The sequence below is a fragment of the Shewanella sp. DW31 genome, from assembly GCF_015767295.1.
In the GTDB taxonomy this organism is placed as follows: domain Bacteria; phylum Pseudomonadota; class Gammaproteobacteria; order Enterobacterales; family Shewanellaceae; genus Shewanella; species Shewanella oncorhynchi.
This window is the reverse complement of the sequence record NZ_JADWMP020000005.1, coordinates 72011-92792: the sequence shown is the minus strand read 5'-3', so window position 1 is coordinate 92792 and position 20782 is coordinate 72011. Positions and strand designations below refer to the sequence as shown.

Below are 20782 nucleotides of genomic sequence, written 5' to 3'. Positions count from 1 at the left end.
ATTTCAGAGGTGTTCACATTATGGTTAAACGTGTGCTGTTGGCACTCATAGGGCTAATGACGTTTTCTGCCCATGCCGTGGTCATTCTGCAATATCACCATGTGTCAGAAACCACTCCGGCGGCAACCAGCGTTACGCCCGCGCAATTTCGTGAGCAAATGCAGTTTCTCGTCGATGACGGCTTTAAGGTGATCCCGCTTTCTAAAGTGGTTGAAGCGATCAAGCAAAAACAAGATTTACCGGCTAAAACAATCGCAATTACCTTCGATGATGGTTATCGCAGTATAGCGACTACGGCGCATCCTATCCTAAAGGAATTTGGATTCCCCTACACCTTGTTTGTGGCAATTGAGCCGATTAAACAAAAGTTTACCGAGATGATGACTTGGGATGAACTCATCACATTATCCAAGGAAGGCGCCGATATTGCTAATCACAGTTGGGCGCACGAACATTTGATCCGCGCCTTAGAAAATGAATCACAGGCGCAGTGGTTAGCGCGGATAAAAGCCAATATCTTAGATACAGAAAAGGCGATTGCAGATGCCACTGGGCACAATTTTAAAATGCTGGCGTATCCCTACGGTGAGTACAATCAAGCGTTGCAGGATATGTTAACTGAGAACGGCTTTGTCGCTTTTGGGCAACAGTCCGGTGCCGCGGGGCCCTATTCGCCATTAACGGCCCTGCCGCGTTTCCCCGTTGCTGGACAATATGCTGACCTAAAAAGCCTTAAGGCAAAGTTATACAGCTTAAATATGCCTGTGATTGCACAAACCCCAAGTGATCCTGAGTTAAAGGGTGGCCATTGGCGTCCTGAGCTTAAAGTGACCCTCGATATGAGTGATATCTCTGCTAAGCAAGTGATGTGTTACATCCAAGGTCAAGGCTCAAAACAGCCGACTTGGCTCAATGAAAACGAGTTTAGTGTTCAAGCGGATTTAGCCTTGCCCGCGGGGCGCTCGCGTTATAACTGCACAGCGCCGAGTAAGGCGCGCAATGGCTACTATTGGTTTTCTCAGCCTTGGGTAAGGCCAAAGGACGATGGCTCTTGGGTTAAAGAGTGATCAACGGCTAGGTTTGTATTGCGCCACTATTTTTTCAAAATCGCTAATTAATTTATCATTTAATACCTGCGGCGGTTTGCCTAACGCTGCCGTAGGTTTAAATACCGCAACTCGCGTTCCCTGCGGCGACACCAATACATAACCCGCACTATGGTCGACTTGGTAATTCTCTCCTTCACCCACCATGGCATAAGTGAGTCCTAAGCTGCGGGTGAGGGGAAATATCTGCGTTTGTTCACCCGTTACAGCTTTAAACTCTGGATTGAAAAAATTCACATAGGTCAGGAGTTTATCCTGTGTGTCCCGTTTGGGATCGACGGATAAAAACACCACTTGCAATGGCGCTATTTTGTTTAGATCAGGATAAGCCGCCGCAAGTTTATTTAAGGTCGTAGGGCAAATGTCGGGACAAAAGGTAAAACCGATAAAAAATAAGCTCCATTTTCCCTGCAAACTGGCATTGGTAAAAGCTTGCTTGTGTTGATCAACCAATTCAAAGGGCGCTAATTCATAGGCCTGTGGAAACAGAAAACCGCTCTCTAACTCGATAGGTTTTGGGGGATTAAATTTCACCGCAAATAGGCCGCCAAGACCGAACAACAAAATGGCGATGACTAAAATTCTTTTCTGCATTATTCGCTCCATAAATACAGGTTAGCGCGACAAACTCGTTCCATACACTAGTTCCACAAATAGTGGTCTAGCAGTAATGCCATAAATAAGAACATTAAATGGTAGATAGAGAAGCGGAACACTTGCATCGCTAAGCCATCATGATCCCGATATTTAAGTTGCCATGCTTTATAGATAAATCCCGTACTGAGTAAACTCGAGCTGACGAAATACACTGGCCCACACATACCAACCAGCACAGGTAACAGGCAAGCAATCGCCAGCAATACTGTGTAGAGCAAGATGCAGGTTTTAGTAAATTCGACACCGTGGGTGACTGGCAGCATGGGAATATCTACTTTGGCATATTCGGCGCGTCTGTGAATGGCCAGTGCCCAAAAATGTGGCGGCGTCCACGTAAAAATGATGATCACTAGCAATAACGCATGGCCGTGAAATTCGTTCGTCACTGCCGTCCATCCCAGCAGGGGTGGCATGGCTCCCGCAAGGCCGCCGATCACAATATTTTGTGATGTTGCGCGTTTCAAATAGGCAGTATAAACCAAGGCATAGCCAATCAGGCTGGCAAAGGTCAACCAAGCTGTGAGTGGATTGACTAAGGAATATAAGACGATAAAGCCAAAACTACCTAAGCTAGCGGCGAAAATTAACGCGCGCGTGGCCGAAATGCGTCCCTTAGGCAGTGGGCGATTGTAGGTGCGCGCCATTAAGCCATCGATACGGCGATCGATCAGATGATTCAACGCTGCCGCTGAACCCGCCATCATAGCAATACCCAGCATACCGGCGATTAAGGGTTGAACGGGGACCGCATGGGGCACAGCAAGACACATGCCGACTAAGACAGTGAGCAGCATCAGTGCAACCACTTTAGGTTTGGTCATTTCAAAATAGGCGCGCCATGTTACGCTGAAAGTGGGCAGGCTACTGGTGATTGAGAGTGGTTTTGCCATCTTGGATCCCTCGCTTATGCTTTGCGCCATAAAAAATAGTTGATTGTGACTAAGGTCAGTAGCAGTAGTGCCGCACCACCGTTGTGAGACACGGCAATACCGAGTGGTAAATGCATCACTACGTTAGAAATACCTAAGCTCACTTGTAGTATGACTAGGCCCACTAATAAAAGGCTTAAAGCCTTAAGTCTCGTAGCGCCCACAAATAATCGGTAGGCGAGCACGAGTAACAAGCTGGCAGTGACGATAGCGCCAATTCTGTGGGCTACGTGGATAGTCATTCGTGCAGGGTAATCGAGCACCCCAAATTCGAAGCTAGGGTGTTGGCCTTGGAACGGTGAAAATGCCTCGGCTATTGCTAAGTTATCTACCCAATTTCCTTCACAGATAGGTAAAGAGGTGCAGGCGAGCGCCGCATAATTCGATGATGTCCAAGCGCCCAACATAATCTGACCCACAAGGACGAATAGGCTCACCAATGCTAACGGTGCGAGATGTCGAGTATGGGTTTCGCTATTAAATATACGCCGAGGTCGGGTTCGCAGGTAAAGGAGTAACAGCAGTGAGATTAGGCTAAAGCCACCAATAAGATGCGACATCACAATTATTGGCATGAGTTTCATGGTCACAGTCCACATGCCTAGTGCTCCTTGAAAAAGGATCAGTAGCACTATGATGATCGGCAACTTTTTGGGTGCTTCCGGTGTTTTTAAGCACAAAATTAAGATGAATAACACCAGTAAGCCAAGTCCGCCTGCGATATATCTGTGGATCATTTCCAGCCAAGCTTTCTCTGGATTGATATCGTGATCTGGGAATATAGTTTGCGCATGGGCGATTTCATGGTCTTGGGTGGGCACTTTAATATGGCCGTAGCAGCCTGGCCAATCGGGGCAGCCAAGCCCTGCATCCGATAGACGAGTATAAGCGCCCATTAAAATCACCAATAGGGTAAAGACTAAGGTTAAGCGTAGGATCCAAGTTAGTTGCATCAATCTACCCTCGACAGTTTTAACAACTTACGCAGATCCGCAATCAGCGCCTTGCCTTGAGCTAAATGTGCTTCTTTGCCCTGCACTTGAGGGTAGCGCAGGACTAAGCTGCCTAAGGGATCGACTATGATTAGCTGCTGTTCATCTAACCATTTGCTTAAGTCTGCATTGGCGGGGCGAGTGTTGAAGTGAAAGGCGCTTAAGGCGTTAAGATCGCTGTCGGGATGGGTGAGGATGAGCGGTTCTACTCGCGCCTGATCTGGCCCTAACGCTGTGTGGCTTTGGCGCAAAATATACAGGCGTTCGCGGCAAGTATCGTTGCATTTGGCGGGCAATAAATACAGTAGTTGCCATTCTTTGGGATTAGAATTTTCAACCCCAAGGCTGGCATAACTGGTTTCGGGACTGATCAGCTCGCCATGATTGGTGGCACCGCCATGGTATAAATTCAGGCTCAGCACTAGCTTAGCAATCACTACGGGGGCAATAAACGCCAGCAGTAATAGCCCTAATGCTTTGTGTTTAGATTTGTTCTGGGAGTTCATGCTTGCTCCTCTCATTCAAATTATCCCTAATTTATTGTTTTATATTTATTTAGTTTTATTAGTGTCTTGCTAAGTATGGTACGAATTTCCCTATTTGCTCCTTGAGTTTGCGACTGTTTGGGCGCTATGGCGTTTTACATATTTAATCCCTTGCCACAGCATTAGTCCTGCAAATACGGCTGCCATCGAAAACCATTGCAACGCATAGCCCCAATTTTTTTGTGCTGACAGTGGGAAAGGTTGCCAAGGATGGGGCAATGTGAGGGAAGGTAATTGCTCTGGTTGCAACACGACAGGTAACACTGGGTGCCCTAATACCTTAGCCATTTCGGGCATATTTAAATTTTGAAAGCGAATACTTGTCCCTGTTTCTGCCATTAAAGCTTGGCTCAAGGGATTGATTTGCTTTTGATAAAGTCTGCCTTCGATATTTAATGCCCCGCTTAGGGGAGTGATGTGAGGCAACTCATCCCGATGGGAGCCAGCGGCAACAAAGCCTAACTCGACCAGCAACCAAGGTTTTTCAACTTCTACTTGCAGAGGTTGAAAGGCTAAATATCCCACTTGACCTTGATAGATTTGATTATCCAGCAGCCAGATTTGTGAGCTTGCGGGAGTGGCGCGTACTTGCAGTCGATAACCAGTCACACCTTCTTTGCCGACCTTGAGTTGGAGCTGCTCAAAACTTAATGGCAGCAAAGCTTGCCTTGCTTCCATCTGGGCTAAAAGCGTCGTTTTATCTTCACCACGGGCTAACTGCCATAAACCCAACTTGACCAATATAGTTAATACAGCCACAGTCAATATCAGTAGAAAAACCGTTAATTTATTCAGCAGAACATAAGGATATTGTATGAATAGCCTGTTCATTTTTAAGTTGGTCTTAGTTCTGCTGTTGCTATTCATCATTTTTAATCTAGGTCGCGCCTTGTTTATTATGGTGAAAGGTGATGAAAAAGTGCCTATGAGCCGTTATCTTGGGCGGCGAGTGATTTTCTCCGTGCTCGTTATCTTGTTATTGCTGGTGGCCTTAGGGACTGGGTTAATTAGCCCCAATCCCACGCCTTACTAAAGCACTAGAGAACGTAAACGAAAATAAACAAACACAGCCAGACCACATCCACAAAGTGCCAATACCAACTCCCCGCTTGGAACGCAAAATGTTTATCTGCGCTAAAGTGCCCCTTCAACACTCTGAAAAACAACACGAATAAAAAGAGCGTCCCCAGTGTGACATGCATGCCGTGAAAGCCAGTTAACAGGAAGAAGGTGTTGCCATAAATCCCAGAGGTCAGAGTGAGTCCCATTTCCCGGTAGGCATGCATATATTCTTCTGCCTGTAAGGCAAGGAAACCCATACCCAAGAGTATGGTGATACCAAGCCAGAGAGTAATGGCAGAACGTTTACCTTTTTCTAGGCTGACATGGGCGAAATGTAAGGTAACTGAGGAGGTTAGCAGTACGATAGTGTTGATTAATGGCAGTCCAGTCCATGGCATAGCTTGGGTTTTAGTGCCATCTGGCGTAGTAATGAGCGGCCAAATAGCTTCAAACTGAGGCCAGAGTACTTCGTGGGTCATGGCATTATTCGATGCGCCACCGAGCCAAGGCACTGCGAACATGCGGGCATAAAATAGTGCCCCGAAAAAAGCCCCGAAAAACATAACTTCCGAAAAAATAAACCAGCTCATACCTTGGCGAAACGATCGATCCATTTGGCTAGAATAGAGCCCTGCCATCGACTCTTGGATCACGGTTCTAAACCAACCTACCAGCATGAATAGGATCACAGCGATCCCAACCAGCAGCACATAACCGCCACCGGATGCACCTGATTTCAACTGTTGCACGAAAAGGCCTGCACCAGAGGCGATTAAGAACAAGCCAATGGCACCTACAATAGGCCAGACACTTTGGGATGGAACGTAGTAAGTTTGATGTTTCGTTGTCATTTTGCAGCTCCTTGCTCTATGGCAGACGCTAACTGCTTGTCGGTAATGTCGTAGAGAGTGTAAGAGAGGGTCAGAGTATGGATAGACTCAGGTAACTGAGGATCCACATAGAAAATGAGCGGCAGCTCAGCGCTAGTGTCCGCCGCTAAGGGTTGTTGATTAAAGCAAAAGCATTCTGTTTTATTAAAATAAGCGGCACCTTGGCCGGGCGAAACTGAAGGTATCGCTTGGCCAATAGTTGCTTTAGCGGACATATTGCGCGCCAAAAATGCCGTATGGATTAGCTCGCCAGGGTGAACTTCGAGCCGTTTGGTTTGTGGCGCAAATGTCCATGGCATGCCTGTTTGTACCTGAGAAATAAATTCCACAGTCACTATTCGGCTTGTATCTACTGTGATTGCTTGATAACTACTCGCGGTATTGGAGGGTTTTCCATTGATACCGAGTTGCTCGCACAACACATCGTAGAGCGGCACCAGCGCGAATCCAAAGCCAAACATGCCAATACAGCCTATAACTAACATGCTGATAAGTTTACGATTTGACTTAGATTTATCTTGCTGGTGTTGGGTTGCCATTTCATTTCACCTCAGGTGGTGTCGTGAAGGAGTGGTAAGGCGCAGGGCTTGGCAATGTCCACTCTAAACCCTCGGAACCTTCCCAAGGTTTAGCGGGAGCTTTTTCGCCGCCACGGATGCACTTAATTACTAATACTAAGAAAATCAATTGCGATAAGCCGAAGGCGAACCCACCAATCGAGACGATTTGATTAACATCGGCAAATTGAATCGAGTAGTCAGGGATACGCCTTGGCATTCCTGCCAGCCCAAGGAAATGCATCGGGAAAAATAGCACATTGACTGAAATCACCGAGCACCAGAAATGCCATTGTCCCAGTCGTTCGTTGTACATGTGTCCCGTCCACTTAGGTAGCCAGTAATAGGCCGCTGCCATGATGGAGAAAATCGCACCAGTCACGAGCACATAATGGAAATGTGCCACAACAAAATAAGTATCGTGGTACTGGAAGTCGGCGGGTGTAATGGCGAGCATTAATCCCGAAAAACCGCCAATAGTGAAGAGTATGATAAAGGCTACAGCAAACAGCATGGGCGTTTCGAAACTGAGTGAGCCGCGCCACATAGTGGCAACCCAGTTAAACACTTTCACCCCAGTTGGCACTGCAATCAACATAGTGCAATACATGAAAAACAGCTCGGCAAACACTGGCATACCTGTGGTGAACATATGGTGCGCCCACACGAGGAACGACAGAATTGCAATACTAGCCGTAGCATAAACCATGGATGCATAGCCAAATAAGGGTTTACGACTGAAGGCTGGGACTATGGCAGAGATGATGCCAAAGGACGGCAAGATCATGATGTAGACTTCAGGGTGGCCGAAGAACCAGAAAATATGTTGGAACATCACAGGATCGCCGCCGCCAGCCGCATCGAAGAAACTCGTGCCGAAAAACTTATCGGTCAGCACCATAGTCACTGCGCCCGCGAGTACGGGCATAACCGCGATCAGTAGGAATGCCGTGATAAGCCAAGTCCACACAAACAATGGTAACTTCATCCATGTCATGCCTGGCGCGCGTAAATTCACTATGGTCACAATCACGTTGATTGCGCCCATGATCGAACTTATCCCCATGATGTGAATAGAAAATACAAAGAGCGCCGTGCTATCTGGGCTATAAGTTGTTGATAGTGGTGCGTAGAAGGTCCAACCAAAGTTAGGTCCGCCACCTTCCATAAATAGCGAACTGAGAAGAATAGTAAAGGCGAAGGGGAGTATCCAAAAACTCCAGTTATTCATCCGTGGCAGCGCCATATCGGGCGCCCCTATCATCATAGGGATCAGCCAGTTAGCGAGCCCTGTAAAGGCTGGCATTACCGCACCGAATACCATGATCAGCCCATGAACAGTTGTCATTTGGTTGAAAAAGTTGGGCTCGACCAATTGTAATCCAGGTTGAAAGAGTTCAGCGCGGATCACCATGGCCATAGCGCCACCGGTTAAGAACATAATGAAGCTGAACCATAAATACAAAGTACCTATATCTTTATGGTTGGTGGTTAGCAGCCAGCGCATGATGCCCTTTGGCGCACCATGATGATGGTCATCATGGGCTGCGGTTTGATCTTGAGTCGTAGTGCTCATCATTATCCCCTACTGTCCATGACTTGCGATATCAGCAGGTTGCACTGTATCGCCGGTATTGTTACCCCAAGCATTGCGCTCATAGGTTATGACTGCTGCGAGTTGCTGTGGGCTGAGTTGTTTGCCAAATGCCTGCATAGCCGTGCCCGTTTTACCGTGCATCACAATATCGAGATGATTGGCGACGGGCCCTGTGGCGATAGCACTGCCAGCGAGGGCGGGGAAGGCAGGTGGTATGCCAGCTCCCGTTAACTGATGGCAGGCCGCGCAAGTGGTGGTGTAGACAGTTTCACCTTCGGCCATCAGTGCCTCATGGGTGAGCGTGGGGAGACTCGCCGGATCGACTATGGTTGCGGAGTCGACAACTGCTGCGGGCTCAGTTGTAGGTGCGGGAGTTGGGGCCGTGTTGGCTGGTGTGGTAGCAGGTGCCTGTGTGCCAGCACTGCCGTTTATGTGCTCATTGACATCTTTGGCCTGCACAGCATCGCCAGTATTATTGCCCCAAGCATTACGCTCATAAGTAATCACAGCGGCAATTTCTTGTGCGCTCAATTGCTTACTAAAGGCTTGCATGGCCGTACCTGTTTTACCGTTGAGCACAATTTCAAGGTGGCCGCTGAGCGGTCCCGTAGCTATCGGACTGCCTTTGAGGTGTGGGAATACGCCTTGTAAACCCTCGCCATTGGGCTGGTGGCAGGCTGCGCAGTGCCCGAGGTAAACTTGTTCACCTTGAGTCATCAACTCTTCTTTACTTAGGGTTTGTGATAAAGCGGCTTGAGCGGCTTCAGCCGCAGCACCTGCGGCTTGTTTCTGCTCTGTGACCCAAGCCTCAAACTCGGCTTCGGGTAACGCTTGTACTACGATAGGCATAAAACCATGGTCTTTACCGCAGAGCTCGGCGCATTGACCACGGTAAATGCCGGGTTTGTCGATGCGAGTCCAGGCCTCATTGATAAATCCTGGATTGGCATCTTTCTTAATTGCAAAGGCGGGCACCCACCAAGAATGGATGACATCCTCTGAAGTCATCAGAAAGCGGATTTTGCGGTTTATCGGTAGAACGAGCGGTTTATCGACTTCCAATAGATAGTTTTCACCCTTGGTTTCGGTGCCTTCGATTTGTGCTCTGGGTGTTGTCAGTATGCTATAAAAATCAATATCTTGATCGAAATAGCTGTAATGCCATTTCCATTGGGAACCCGTGACTTTTACGGTGAGATCGGCGTTACTGGGATCTTCCATTGCGATTAAAGTTTTTGTCGCTGGAATCGCCATTAAGATCAAAATGATAAATGGCAGAATCGTCCAAGCGATTTCAACTTTAGTGCTTTCGTGAAAGTGGGACGCGACAGCGCCTTTGGATTTTCTGTGGTTGATCATGGCGTAAATCATGACGCCAAAGACCACTAGGCCTATTGCGCAGCAGATATACAAGATGGTCATGTGCAAGTGATAAACCTTGCCACTGATCTCGGTCACGCCAGGGGTCATGTTGAACCGCATGTCCGCGGCGGTCAACGGTGGTGCGAAAAGCACCACGAGTAAACAATACAACAATTGCTTCACAAGACTTCTCCTCTGCCAATTGCGAATAGCAACTACAAAGAAGAGCAACACAGTAAGTCTCAACTCTATGCAAACTCTTCAGTTCCCAAAAAAGCTTTTTTGACTTCAACGTGCGTTGGCGGCTGTTACTTTTAATCAAGTATTGTTACTGCTGGTAATTAGCCACGCTGGCACATACTGCTGAAATAAATCTGTTCTCTATTTTTAGTGGCGCTTCGAGTTCGATAAATACTCGATTCATTGACCACGGAAGGTGATATATCATCACCGACTTAACCAACCATACTTGCTGTTTAAATATTGATCAAGATCACTTATTTATCTAATTATCTGAAAAATTGCCAAAAAAAGCCTCACATTCATAGGTGAGGCGGCTTTCAAGGTAAAAAATTAAATGAATATTTAGTGTACAGAGCTAAAAAAAGATTGCTGACCGAAGAGATTGCCTTGCTCAATGCGTACGTCGGCATGTAAGTGACTGTTTACGTCTTCAAGCACTATGCCCATAGCTCGGGCACTTTTAGCCACGATTTGTAGGCGTCGATTATCCCGCGCATCTAATGATTGAGTCCAAGTAATGACTGCACTGGACGTACCACTTGTCAGGGCTTTTTCCATCGCCCACAGGGTTTCGACTTCATCTTTAGCATGTACCAGCAAGACTCTATCCATACGCACACCTGCACTGGCGAGCATTTGCTTGTAGCCAATACTTGGTGGGTTGATGAGCACTAACCAACGGCCCTGTTGGCTTAACTGAGCGAGTTGTGCACTCAGATGAATTAATTCTTGGCGACCTTGAGTCTTAGTTGGCATGCAGGCGATGGGCGCATGGTGCCAGTCATAGTCGGCATCACGGACTTCATCGAGCCACAAGCCCGGATGGCGGGGGGCATTGCCAAGTAGTTTATTCATAGCCAATCTCCATTACGGATCACACCGACGGCGAGTCCTTCAATTGTTAAACTTTGGAAGCCTAAATCCACTTTAATCGGGGAGTAATCTTCATTTTCGGCATGTAGATAGACCACATTACCTTTTTTTTCGAAACGTTTAACAGTGACATCGTCATCGACTCTAGCGACAACCACTTGACCATTTCTAGCTTGTTCTACTTTATGAACTGCCAGCAAATCACCTTCGAGAATGCCGATATTTTTCATGCTGTCGCCTTTTACTCGCAGTAAAAAATCGGCGGCGGGATGGAACATGCTTGGGTCGACTTGGTAGTACTGTTCAACATGTTCTTGGGCGAGGATAGGTTCACCCGCGGCCACTTGGCCGATGAGCGGTAAACCTGTTTCAGTCAAATCTTCGATTTCCGCAGGTAGACGAATGCCCCGAGATGTGCCTGGCATGATCTCAATGCAGCCCTTTTTCGCCAACGCTTTAAGGTGTTCTTCAGCCGCATTGGCGCTCTTAAAACCTAAACGGGTTGCGATTTCTGCCCGAGTGGGTGGCATGCCAGTATCGGCAATATTTCGTTTAATTAGCTCTAAAATTTCAGCTTGGCGTGGCGTCAAAGGTCTCATGGTGTTTCCTGTTTTTCTATACAGTTACTGTTAGTATATACAGTATTATTTGCAGCGCAAGTATTAACCACTTTTTAGCTATGTTGGAGAGAATTAGCGAATATTGCCCATAGTCTGGTATTCTATCGGGCTAGTAAACGCACTTAATTGCATAAGAATAATGCCTAAACACGACTCTCTTTGGTTGAAATCATTACGTTGGATCCAAAAACACTTAGTGCACACTATTGTGGTGCCTCAGGATCCCTTTGCCGATCTGAATCTGGATGCTTCCAGACCCCTTGTTTATGTGATGAAAACAGAATCACTCAGTGACATCGCTGCTTTGAGCGAAATAACGGCTAAGTTAGGTTTACCAAGCCCTTATGAGCCTCTAGTGGCTAATGGTGTGACTGCGCCTCGGGTTGTCTGTCTTCAAGGACGTAAGCCACTGTTTGGCGAGCGTGCTGGTAATGAGCCTTTCCTCGAATGCTTTATGCGTTTGTTAGCCGTGCATAAGGAACGTCCTGAATTAGATATTCAACTAGTACCCGTGAGCTTGTATTGGGGTCGCACGCCAGGGAAAGAAGACGACACTATGAAGGCGGCCGTATTTGAGCGGGAAAACCCGACTTGGCTGCGCAAGTGCTTGATGATTCTGTTCTTAGGTCGACATAACTTCGTGCAGTTTTCGAATGCCGTATCCCTGCGTTACATGGCTGACGAACATGGCACCGACATGGGAATTGCCCATAAGTTAGCACGGGTTGCGCGCGTGCATTTCCGTCGTCAACGTAAAGTAATGACAGGGCCTGTGCTGCCAAACCGCCAAGCACTGTTTCATTCGTTGCTCAAATCTGAGTCGCTGCGCAAGGCGATTCAAGAAGAAGCGGCCAGTAAAAAGATTTCTGAGACCCAAGCGCGCGAGACGGCTATTGAGTACCTCGATGAAATCGCTGCCGATTACTCAGACAGTTTAGTGCGTATTGCCGAGCGTTTCTTAACTTGGCTGTGGAACAAGCTTTACAGCGGGATCAACATTAAAGGCGCCGAGCAAGTTCGCCAGCTGCACCACGATGGCCACGAGATTGTTTATGTGCCTTGCCATCGCAGCCACATGGATTACCTGCTGTTATCGTATATTTTGTATTATCAAGGCATGGTTCCGCCGCACATTGCTGCTGGCATCAACCTCAATTTCTGGCCCGCGGGACCTATGTTCCGTCGCGGTGGTGCCTTCTTCATCCGCCGTAGTTTTAATGGTAACAAGCTGTACACCGCAGTATTTCGTGAGTATTTAGATCAGCTGTTTGCTAAAGGTTATTCGGTGGAATACTTCTCCGAAGGTGGCCGTTCACGTACTGGCCGTCTGTTGGCGCCGAAAACTGGCATGATCGCCATGACGATGAACAGCGTACTGCGCGGTATTGAACGTCCTGTCACACTTGTGCCAGTGTATTTAGGCTATGACCATGTGATGGAAGTAGCGACTTACCATAAAGAGTTAAGCGGTAAGAAAAAGAAAAAAGAATCTGTGTGGCAGGTGTTCGGTGCCATTCGTAAATTAGGTAATTTCGGCCAAGGTTATGTGAATTTTGGCGAGCCTATTACCCTGCAAAATTTCTTAAATGAGCGTGCGCCAAACTGGCGTGCTGAGTTGGCCGATGATCCCGAGCAGAAACCAAGTTGGTTAACGCCAGCGGTAAACGTGCTGGCTAATCGGGTGATGACGCGTATCAATGATGCCGCAGCCGCGAGTTCTGTGACTTTGACTAGCTTAGTTTTACTGGCGACAGATCAAAACGCCTTAGAACGTAGTCTGCTGGAGCGTCAGCTTGATTTGTATCTGACCCTACTCAAAAAAGTGCCTTACACTTCTTATACATCTGTTGCCGAAGGTGATGGTAAGCATTTAGTGCAGCAAGGTTTAGAGCTGAACAAGTTTGTTGTTAGTGCCGATCCTTTAGGGGAAATAGTGTCTATCGAAGCGAGTCAGGCTGTGTCTATGACTTACTATCGTAACAATATCATTCACTTATTTATTGTTCCTTCATTAATTGCGAGTTGTTTAACCCACAATGAACAGATCCTGCGCCAGCAAGTGGTTTCAATCGTTGCCGATTTTTATCCACTGCTGAAAGCCGAACTCTTCATGGGAATTAAAGACTTACCAGCCTATGTTGAGCAAGTACTGGATTTCCTGATTGGGCAAGGTTTAGTGGTTGAGACAGATACTTTAGCTGTCGTGCCTGAGCACTCAAGCCAATTATTGTTGTTAGCCAGTTCAGTGAGCGAGACTCTGCAACGCTACGCTATTATTTTCAATCTGTTAGCGAACAGACCTAAGATGGAGCGCTCAGAACTTGAGTCTGAGAGCCATTTACTCGCCCAGCGTTTAGGGGCTTTACATGGTATTACCGCGCCTGAGTTCTACGATAAAAAACTCTACGGTACTTTGAGCGTGAAGCTCAAAGAATTGGGATATCTGGCGGATAGTGAAGATAAGTCCAATATCAATCGCATACGAGATCAGGCCAATAGCTTATTACGTCCGTCAGTGAGACAAACGATAGTGGCGAGTGTCACCGCGGAGCACACAGTTTAATGGCAAATCATATGAATGCGGCTAAGCATAAGCCCGCAGGTAAGTCCTTGCTTGGTGGTGCCATGATTATTGCTGGCACGACCGTAGGTGCTGGGATGTTTTCTCTGCCCGTGGTCGGTGCAGGTATGTGGTTTGGCTATTCGATTTTGATGTTATTGGGCATTTGGTTTTGCATGTTGATGTCGGGTTTATTGTTGCTCGAAACCAATTTGCATTTCGAACCCGGTGCTAGCTTCGATACCTTAAGCAAGCAAACTCTTGGGCAGTTTTGGCGGATAGTGAACGGCGTTTCTATCGCTTTCGTGTTGTATATTTTGACCTATGCCTATATCAGCGGCGGTGGTTCGATTGTGAATCACAGCTTGCAGGGCATGGGAATTGAGTTACCGCAAAGTGTGGCAGGGCTAGTGTTCGCCATAGTATTGGCGAGCATAGTGTTGATCAGTACTAAAGCCGTGGATCGGATTACCACGATTATGCTCGGCGGTATGATCATTACCTTCTTCCTCGCTATCGGCAATTTACTGATCGAAATTGATGTGACTAAGTTGCTCGAACCCGATGGTAATAACAGCTTTTCACCTTATCTGTGGGCGGCGCTGCCCTTTGGTCTCGCCAGTTTTGGTTACCATGGTAACGTTCCCAGCTTAGTGAAGTATTACGGCAAAGATTCCTCCACCATTATCAAGGCGATTTTCGTCGGCACCTTTATCGCGCTGGTGATTTATGCCTGTTGGTTAGTGGCGACTATGGGCAATATTCCTCGCAGCCAGTTTATCGACATTATTGCCCAAGGCGGCAATATGGGTGTGTTGGTGGGCGCTTTATCTGAGGTGATGGCGAGTAGCTGGTTAAACAGTATGTTGACCCTGTTTGCTAACTTAGCCGTGGCTTCATCTTTCTTAGGGGTGACCTTAGGTCTGTTCGATTATCTTGCCGATTTGTTTGGTTTTGATGATTCACGCTCTGGCCGAATGAAAACCGCGTTAGTGACCTTTGTGCCGCCGACGATTTTAGGATTACTGTTTCCCGATGGCTTCTTAGTAGCGATTGGCTTTGCGGCATTAGCGGCAACTGTGTGGGCGGTAATCGTCCCGGCGCTGATGGCCTATAAATCGCGGCAGTTGTTCCCCGATAGCACAGGTTTTAGAGTGATAGGCGGTACACCGCTGATTATTCTTGTGGTGTTATTTGGCATAGTCACAGGTGCATGTCATCTGCTCGCGATGGCAAATTTACTGCCGCAATATTCCTAATTTGTTGTGATGATTTAAGCCCTCTATGCGAGGGCTTTTTTGTCTTTAGCGGTTGAGTTTTGTCTTGCAGATCTTTTTAACCTGAATACTGGACAGAAATACAAACTCAGGCTTAACTCGAATAATTGTTAAAACAAAGGAGCCGATAATGAAAATGACTCAGTACGCACAAGGACATGCATGTTGGGTTGAACTTGCAAGCCATGATTGGCAGGGAGCTACAGCATTTTACCAAGCGTTATTTGGTTGGAACTCGGTTGAAATGCCGATCCCAGAAGGTCACTTTTCGCTATTTAATTTAGCGGGAGATGACTTAGGCGCCATGTATCAAATCCCTGAGTCTGAAGCACATATCCCCAGCCACTGGCGTATCTACTTTGCCGTCGATGATATGGATGCCAGCATTGCAGCGATTCAAGCGGCGGGCGGCCAAGTGCACATGGGGCCGCATATTGTGGGTGATGCGGGCGTGATGGCGCAGGTCAGCGATCCTGAAGGCGCACGCTTTGCTTTGTGGCAAGCGAAGAACCACATAGGTGCTCGCCGTCAGGGTGAACTCAATACCCTTTGCTGGGTTGAGCTGGCTTGCAAAGAGCCGCGTACTGAAGAAGCCTTTTACTGCAAAATCTTCCCTTGGACCAACATGCCAAGTGACATGCCTGACATTGAATACTCAGAATGGCAGCTTGATGGTCAATCCATCGGCGGTATGATGACGATAATGCCTGAATGGGGCGATATTTCTCCCCACTGGCTGCTCTATTTTGTGGTGGCGGATTGCGATGCGTTTGCTGAGAAAGCCCAAAGCTTAGGCGCGCAAGTGTGCATTCCGCCTAGTGATATCCCTGATGTGGGACGATTTTCTGTCATTGCTGACGCCCAAGGCGCTACCTTTGCGGTGATCAAGCTTAATCAGATGTGACAGCCATATTAAGGACTGTCATTAAGGTTAAAAACGGCGACGCTAAATCGCCGTTTTTATTTGTCTAACTATTTGTTTAATTAGCGTTATCAATCATGATTGTTTCAGGGCAGGAGCCTTTTGAGGCCTTATTGGCTTTGGCGATTAGGCTAGGTAAAGAGTCAGAGGTTTTAATGACTTCGGGCAAGTTAATGCGGATTTCACTCAGTAATCCCTTGCCACATTCAAGACTCATTTTAGTGTGAGCGCCTTGACCGAAGCTGCTATCAAAACTTTGGTTTAACTCACTTTTACTGACACTCTTGCCTATGTTGTCATGAATAAATTTTTGTACCCATGCCGAGGCATTGACCGCTTGGGTCAGCTGGGTTGCCAATAAAAAGTACTCGTTAGGGTCTTGGCTACGGCAAGTGCCGTGTTTCCACCATTCGTGGCGTTCTAAACAGGTGCCATATTGGGCGCTAGGCATGACTTCTTCTAAATTTTTGCGCACCGATGGATTCAGTTCAAACTCCGGATAAGTACAGAAATCATTCGGTTGCAGTTTGACTGTGCTGCAATAGCCATATCGCGTGCCGCATTGTTGTTTATTCGGCCACAGTCCGTGCAGGCTGAAGTGTTGCCATTGGCTCGATTCTGGCGTTTGGCTGAGGGCGCGACATTCGGCTTTACGGCGGCCATAGAGTTCACAAAAGGTGCTTTGCCAGCTTAATGCGAGCACGTTAGCATCGAATTCGCCACCGATTTGACATTGATTTCCTTGGCGTTTCTCTGGGGTACCATGCTCTTTAAGGCTATCTCGGCTTTTTGCTTTGATGTCCGATGCCGTGGTTGTTTGCGCCGGTTCCGCCGCCGTTGCAGGTGTTGATAAATTACTGCCAGCAACATTAGATAGATATTGACCACAATCGCCGCTAATCCAACGCATGGGAGACTTCACCGCATTGGTGCGCACTCTTAGCCAATCAGGTTTAGCGCTATTGCCGAGGATTTCAAGTACAGGGTAGCGCTCACCAATATTGCTCTGCCATTGGTCTGGATTCGTCTGCTTATTTTTCGATTGAAATAGCTCACAGCGTTTATCGGCAACGAACTCACCGGTTGCGGGTGCGGCAAAGGCGGGTGCTGTAATGATGAGCGCAGAGCATAAACCGAATGCAGCAAGTAACGCACGTGATGGGGTTTTAAGGGAAAGTGCTTGCGGCCATATCCGGCTGATGGTTAAACAAAATGACTTGGTCATGTGATGGGATCCTTCCTACGGCAGTGAATTGAGTCAATTCTGTGTGGCACTGAGTCAATGGTACACATAAGCGCTATAAACTTAGAGGCTTATTTTACCCAGAGTGGTGTATGGCACTGTTGTAAAATTAGATTTTTAATCTGATTGAATGAGAAAATCCCCTCAAACGTTAATGGTTTGAGGGGATTTTTATCGGTGTTCTAGTGCCGTAAACTCAATTACGCCGCATCTTTCTTTAATTTACGCGAGTAAATCAGTAGATAAAGCGCGGGTAGTACAAACAGTGACAATAATGGAGCTGTAACCATGCCGCCGACCATAGGTGCGGCAATTTTCTGCATCACATCGTTACCCGATCCTGCACCCCACATAATGGGGAGTAGACCGAAGAAGATGGTCGCTACTGTCATGGCTTTGGGGCGGATCCGCATAACGGCACCTTCCATTAACGCTTCTTTTAAGTCGCTGACGCTGTGGTAATTATCTTTCTCTTGTCTGTGCTTAATGGCGTTATTGAGATACACCAGCATTACTACCCCAAACTCGGCTGCGACACCCGCTAAGGCAATCATACCGACGGCGACAGCGACTGAGATGTTGTAATCCAGTAGGTATAACAGCCAAGTGCTGCCGACCAATGCGAAGGGGAGGCTTAGCATAATAATGCTGGCCTGAATGGTGGAGCCGAAGGTCATCATCAGCAGGATGAAGATGACGGCTAATGCCATAGGGATCACTTGCTTAAGCTTGGCATCGACCCTTTGCATATATTCGTACTGACCTGCGAAGGTATAGCTGTAGCGCGGGGGCACTTTAAGTTCGGTAGTTAATGCTTGCTTTGCGGTAGTAATGTATTCGCCGATAGACGTGCCTTCAATATCGATAAACACCCAAGAGATTAAGCGACCGTTTTCACTGGTGAGCATAGGTGCGCCATCGGTGATTTCTATATCCGCTAAATTTCGCAGTGGTAGATAATTTCCCGATTTAGTGATCACAGGGAGCTCGCGCAGCTTTTCGATATTATCGCGTAGCTCACGGGGATAACGCAGGTTAATCGGATAACGCTCAGCCCCTTGTACCGACTCGCCAATATCCATACCGCCAATGGCGTAACGCACGACATCTTGAATATCTTGTAGTGACATACCGTAACGTGCGGCGACATCCAGTTTGGGGGTGATATCGATATAACGCCCGCCACCACTGCGTTCAGCATAGGCTGACTTTGTGTGTGGTACTTTGCTTAAGATAGCTTCTATCTTAGCTCCTATGCTTTGCAGTTCGTTGACATCGGCACCAGTGATCTTAATGCCGACGGGGGTTTTTATTCCCGTCGAGAGCATGTCAATACGGGTTTTGATGGGTTGTACCCAAGCATTGGTGAGTCCTGGTACTTTGACGGTTTGCTGTAGTTGGGCAATGATGCCATCTAAGGTCATGCCTTCACGCCATTCCTCATGGGGTTTGAGCATGATAGTGGTTTCAAGCATGGTCAGCGGCGCGGGATCTGTCGCGGTTTCGGCGCGGCCTACCTTGCCAAACACGCGGGCCACTTCGGGCACGGTTTTAATCAAGCGGTCGGTTTGCTGCAAGACTTCGGCGGCCTTACTGGCACTGATACCGGGCAATGCCGTTGGCATGTAGAGCAAATCGCCTTCTTCAAGGGCGGGCATAAACTCACTACCCATGCGGGTCATAGGATACCAAGCACTGGCCAGCGCGATTAACGCTAACATCAGGGTGACTTTAGGAAATTTAAGCACCAGTTTGAGCGAAGGTTGGTAAAGCGCGATCAAGAAGCGACTGAGAGGATTGCTGCGTTCGCTGGGAATTTTGCCGCGAATAAAGTAACCCATCAAAATCGGCACTAAGGTGATCGATAAAAAGGCCGCCGCTGCCATGGCGAAGGTTTTAGTGTAGGCCAGTGGCGCGAATAATCGACCTTCCTGCGCTTCGAGTGCAAACACAGGCACAAAGCTTAAGGTGATAATAATCAATGAGAAAAATAACGCAGGGCCGACTTCAATCGACGCTTCGGTGACGATGCGCCAATGCTCTCTAGTATCGGGCTCGCGATCATGTTCGGCTTTGAAATGTTCTAAATGCTTGTGCAGGTTTTCGATCATCACAATCGCGCCATCTACCACGGCGCCGATAGCAATGGCGATGCCGCCAAGGCTCATGATATTGGCGTTCACACCCATCTTATTCATCACGATAAAAGCGATAAGGATGGATAGCGGCAGGGTTATCACGGCCACGAGTGTGGAGCGCGCATGCAGTAAAAACAGCAGACAGACTAAGCCAACCACCAACATTTCTTCGACGACCTTGCTAAACAAGTTGTCGACGGACTTAAGAATCAAGTGGGATCTATCATAGGTTGGGATAATCTCAACCCCATCGGGTAGGCCCGCTTTGAGTTCTTCGAGTTTAGCTTTCACCGCATCTATCGTCGCTAAGGCGTTTTCGCCGTAACGCATCACCACAATTCCGCCAACGACTTCACCTTCACCGTCGAGTTCGGCTATGCCGCGGCGTGAGGCTGGGCCTTTGCGCACAGTGGCGACATCTTTGAGTAATAAACCTGTACCAGAAGGGCTGGTGATACCAAGGGGAATTTCACGAAAATCCTCTAGCGTCTGGCGATAGCCTTTGGCGCGCACCATGTATTCGGCTTCAGCCATTTCGATCACTGAGCCGCCAGCTTCGCTATTGGCTTTATCGATCGCTTGTTTAATGCTGGCGATATCGAGCTTATAGATCGCCATTTTATCGGGTTCGAGTACGATCTGATAGGTTTGCTCCATGCCGCCGACGGTGGCAACTTCAGACACGCCTGCCACGCTTTGCAACTCTAGCTTGAGATACCAATCCTGCAGACTTTTGAGTTGCGATAAATCTAAATTGCCAGAGCGATCGACCAGCGCATATTCATACACCCAACCGACACCAGATGCATCGGGGCCGAGTGAAGGTTGTACGCCCTGGGGCAAACGGCTGCTAATTTGACTCAGGTACTCGAGTACCCGCGAGCGCGCCCAGTAGATGTCGGTACCATCTTCAAAAATCACATACACATAGGAGTCGCCGAACATGGAATAACCACGTACGGTTTTGGCGCCAGGTACAGCTAACATGGCGGTCGACAAGGGATAAGTCACTTGTTCTTCAACCAATTTTGGCGCTTGGCCTGGGTAAGGGGTTTTAATGATCACTTGTACGTCGGATAAATCCGGCAGCGCATCAAGCGGCGTTTTGCGCAGCTCCTGTACGCCCCAAACAGTGATCATGATGGCGATAATCAGCACCATCAATCGCTGCCTGATTGACGCCTCGATAATATATTTCAACATAACGCG

18 protein-coding genes are annotated in these 20782 nt (G+C 47.8%); 5 read left to right on the top strand and 13 right to left on the bottom strand.

What is annotated here, in order from left to right:
* Positions 1-20 precede the first annotated feature (20 nt).
* On the top strand, positions 21-1067 hold the full coding sequence (locus tag GWI56_RS06090) for a polysaccharide deacetylase family protein (RefSeq protein ID WP_168827212.1): 1047 nt from the start codon (positions 21-23) through the stop codon (positions 1065-1067).
* Here the strand turns inward: GWI56_RS06090 and GWI56_RS06085 are convergent, their stop codons facing one another.
* The 5 genes from GWI56_RS06085 to GWI56_RS06065 all read right to left on the bottom strand — a co-directional run bounded on the left by GWI56_RS06085 (position 1068) and on the right by GWI56_RS06065 (position 5045).
* Entirely contained in the window at positions 1068-1700 is a 633-nt protein-coding gene (locus GWI56_RS06085) for an SCO family protein (protein WP_173497969.1), read from the bottom strand.
* 47 nt (positions 1701-1747) lie between these two features.
* Complete coding sequence (cyoE, locus tag GWI56_RS06080; protein WP_198572403.1) at positions 1748-2653, bottom strand: heme o synthase; 906 nt, start codon at positions 2651-2653, stop codon at positions 1748-1750.
* A 14-nt stretch (positions 2654-2667) separates the two neighbouring features.
* On the bottom strand, positions 2668-3645 hold the full coding sequence (locus GWI56_RS06075; RefSeq protein ID WP_198572402.1) for a COX15/CtaA family protein: 978 nt from the start codon (positions 3643-3645) through the stop codon (positions 2668-2670).
* Positions 3645-4190 (bottom strand): hypothetical protein, encoded by a 546-nt coding sequence (locus GWI56_RS06070; protein WP_198572401.1) that lies wholly within the window; start codon positions 4188-4190, stop codon positions 3645-3647. The genes GWI56_RS06075 and GWI56_RS06070 overlap by 1 nt, the downstream gene beginning before the upstream one ends.
* A 90-nt stretch (positions 4191-4280) precedes the next feature.
* A complete protein-coding gene (locus GWI56_RS06065) occupies positions 4281-5045 on the bottom strand; it encodes an SURF1 family protein (protein WP_198572467.1) in 765 nt (254 codons plus the stop codon).
* Between GWI56_RS06065 and GWI56_RS06060 the strand changes: the two genes are divergently transcribed.
* A complete protein-coding gene (locus GWI56_RS06060; protein WP_105250645.1) occupies positions 5044-5262 on the top strand; it encodes a DUF2909 family protein in 219 nt (72 codons plus the stop codon). The genes GWI56_RS06065 and GWI56_RS06060 overlap by 2 nt on opposite strands.
* A gap of 4 nt (positions 5263-5266) precedes the next feature.
* On the opposite strand, the gene GWI56_RS06055 is transcribed toward GWI56_RS06060, so the two are convergent.
* From GWI56_RS06055 to lexA, 6 genes are all read right to left on the bottom strand, one after another.
* On the bottom strand, positions 5267-6142 hold the full coding sequence (locus GWI56_RS06055) for a cytochrome c oxidase subunit 3 (protein WP_198572400.1): 876 nt from the start codon (positions 6140-6142) through the stop codon (positions 5267-5269).
* Positions 6139-6720 carry a cytochrome c oxidase assembly protein gene (locus GWI56_RS06050; RefSeq protein WP_198572399.1) on the bottom strand — a complete coding sequence of 194 codons (582 nt, stop codon included), beginning with the start codon at positions 6718-6720 and terminating at the stop codon, positions 6139-6141. The genes GWI56_RS06055 and GWI56_RS06050 overlap by 4 nt, the downstream gene beginning before the upstream one ends.
* 1 nt (position 6721) lies before the next feature.
* The gene (ctaD, locus tag GWI56_RS06045) at positions 6722-8314 is read right to left on the bottom strand and encodes a cytochrome c oxidase subunit I (RefSeq protein ID WP_105250642.1); all 1593 of its coding nucleotides are present in this window, start codon (positions 8312-8314) and stop codon (positions 6722-6724) included.
* 9 nt (positions 8315-8323) lie between these two features.
* Positions 8324-9880, bottom strand: coding sequence for a cytochrome c oxidase subunit II (gene coxB / locus GWI56_RS06040; protein WP_198572398.1), 1557 nt, complete (start codon positions 9878-9880; stop codon positions 8324-8326).
* Between the two features lie 402 nt (positions 9881-10282).
* Complete coding sequence (locus GWI56_RS06035) at positions 10283-10795, bottom strand: SulA-like leucine-rich domain-containing protein (RefSeq protein WP_105250640.1); 513 nt, start codon at positions 10793-10795, stop codon at positions 10283-10285.
* Positions 10792-11412 carry a transcriptional repressor LexA gene (gene lexA / locus GWI56_RS06030; protein ID WP_105250639.1) on the bottom strand — a complete coding sequence of 207 codons (621 nt, stop codon included), beginning with the start codon at positions 11410-11412 and terminating at the stop codon, positions 10792-10794. The genes GWI56_RS06035 and lexA overlap by 4 nt, the downstream gene beginning before the upstream one ends.
* A gap of 160 nt (positions 11413-11572) precedes the next feature.
* On the opposite strand from lexA, the gene plsB reads away from it, so the two are divergent.
* From plsB to GWI56_RS06015, 3 genes are all read left to right on the top strand, one after another.
* Entirely contained in the window at positions 11573-13996 is a 2424-nt protein-coding gene (gene plsB, locus GWI56_RS06025) for a glycerol-3-phosphate 1-O-acyltransferase PlsB (RefSeq protein WP_105250638.1), read from the top strand.
* The gene (gene mtr, locus GWI56_RS06020; RefSeq protein ID WP_173497974.1) at positions 13996-15252 is read left to right on the top strand and encodes a tryptophan permease; all 1257 of its coding nucleotides are present in this window, start codon (positions 13996-13998) and stop codon (positions 15250-15252) included. The genes plsB and mtr overlap by 1 nt, the downstream gene beginning before the upstream one ends.
* Before the next feature lie 148 nt (positions 15253-15400).
* Positions 15401-16174, top strand: a complete 774-nt coding sequence (locus tag GWI56_RS06015) for a VOC family protein (protein WP_198572397.1) — start codon at positions 15401-15403, stop codon at positions 16172-16174.
* Between the two features lie 76 nt (positions 16175-16250).
* Here the strand turns inward: GWI56_RS06015 and GWI56_RS06010 are convergent, their stop codons facing one another.
* Both GWI56_RS06010 and GWI56_RS06005 read right to left on the bottom strand, forming a co-directional pair.
* Positions 16251-17417 (bottom strand): ribonuclease T2, encoded by a 1167-nt coding sequence (locus GWI56_RS06010; protein WP_198572396.1) that lies wholly within the window; start codon positions 17415-17417, stop codon positions 16251-16253.
* Between the two features lie 218 nt (positions 17418-17635).
* Complete coding sequence (locus GWI56_RS06005) at positions 17636-20776, bottom strand: efflux RND transporter permease subunit (RefSeq protein WP_198572395.1); 3141 nt, start codon at positions 20774-20776, stop codon at positions 17636-17638.
* Positions 20777-20782 lie beyond the last annotated feature (6 nt).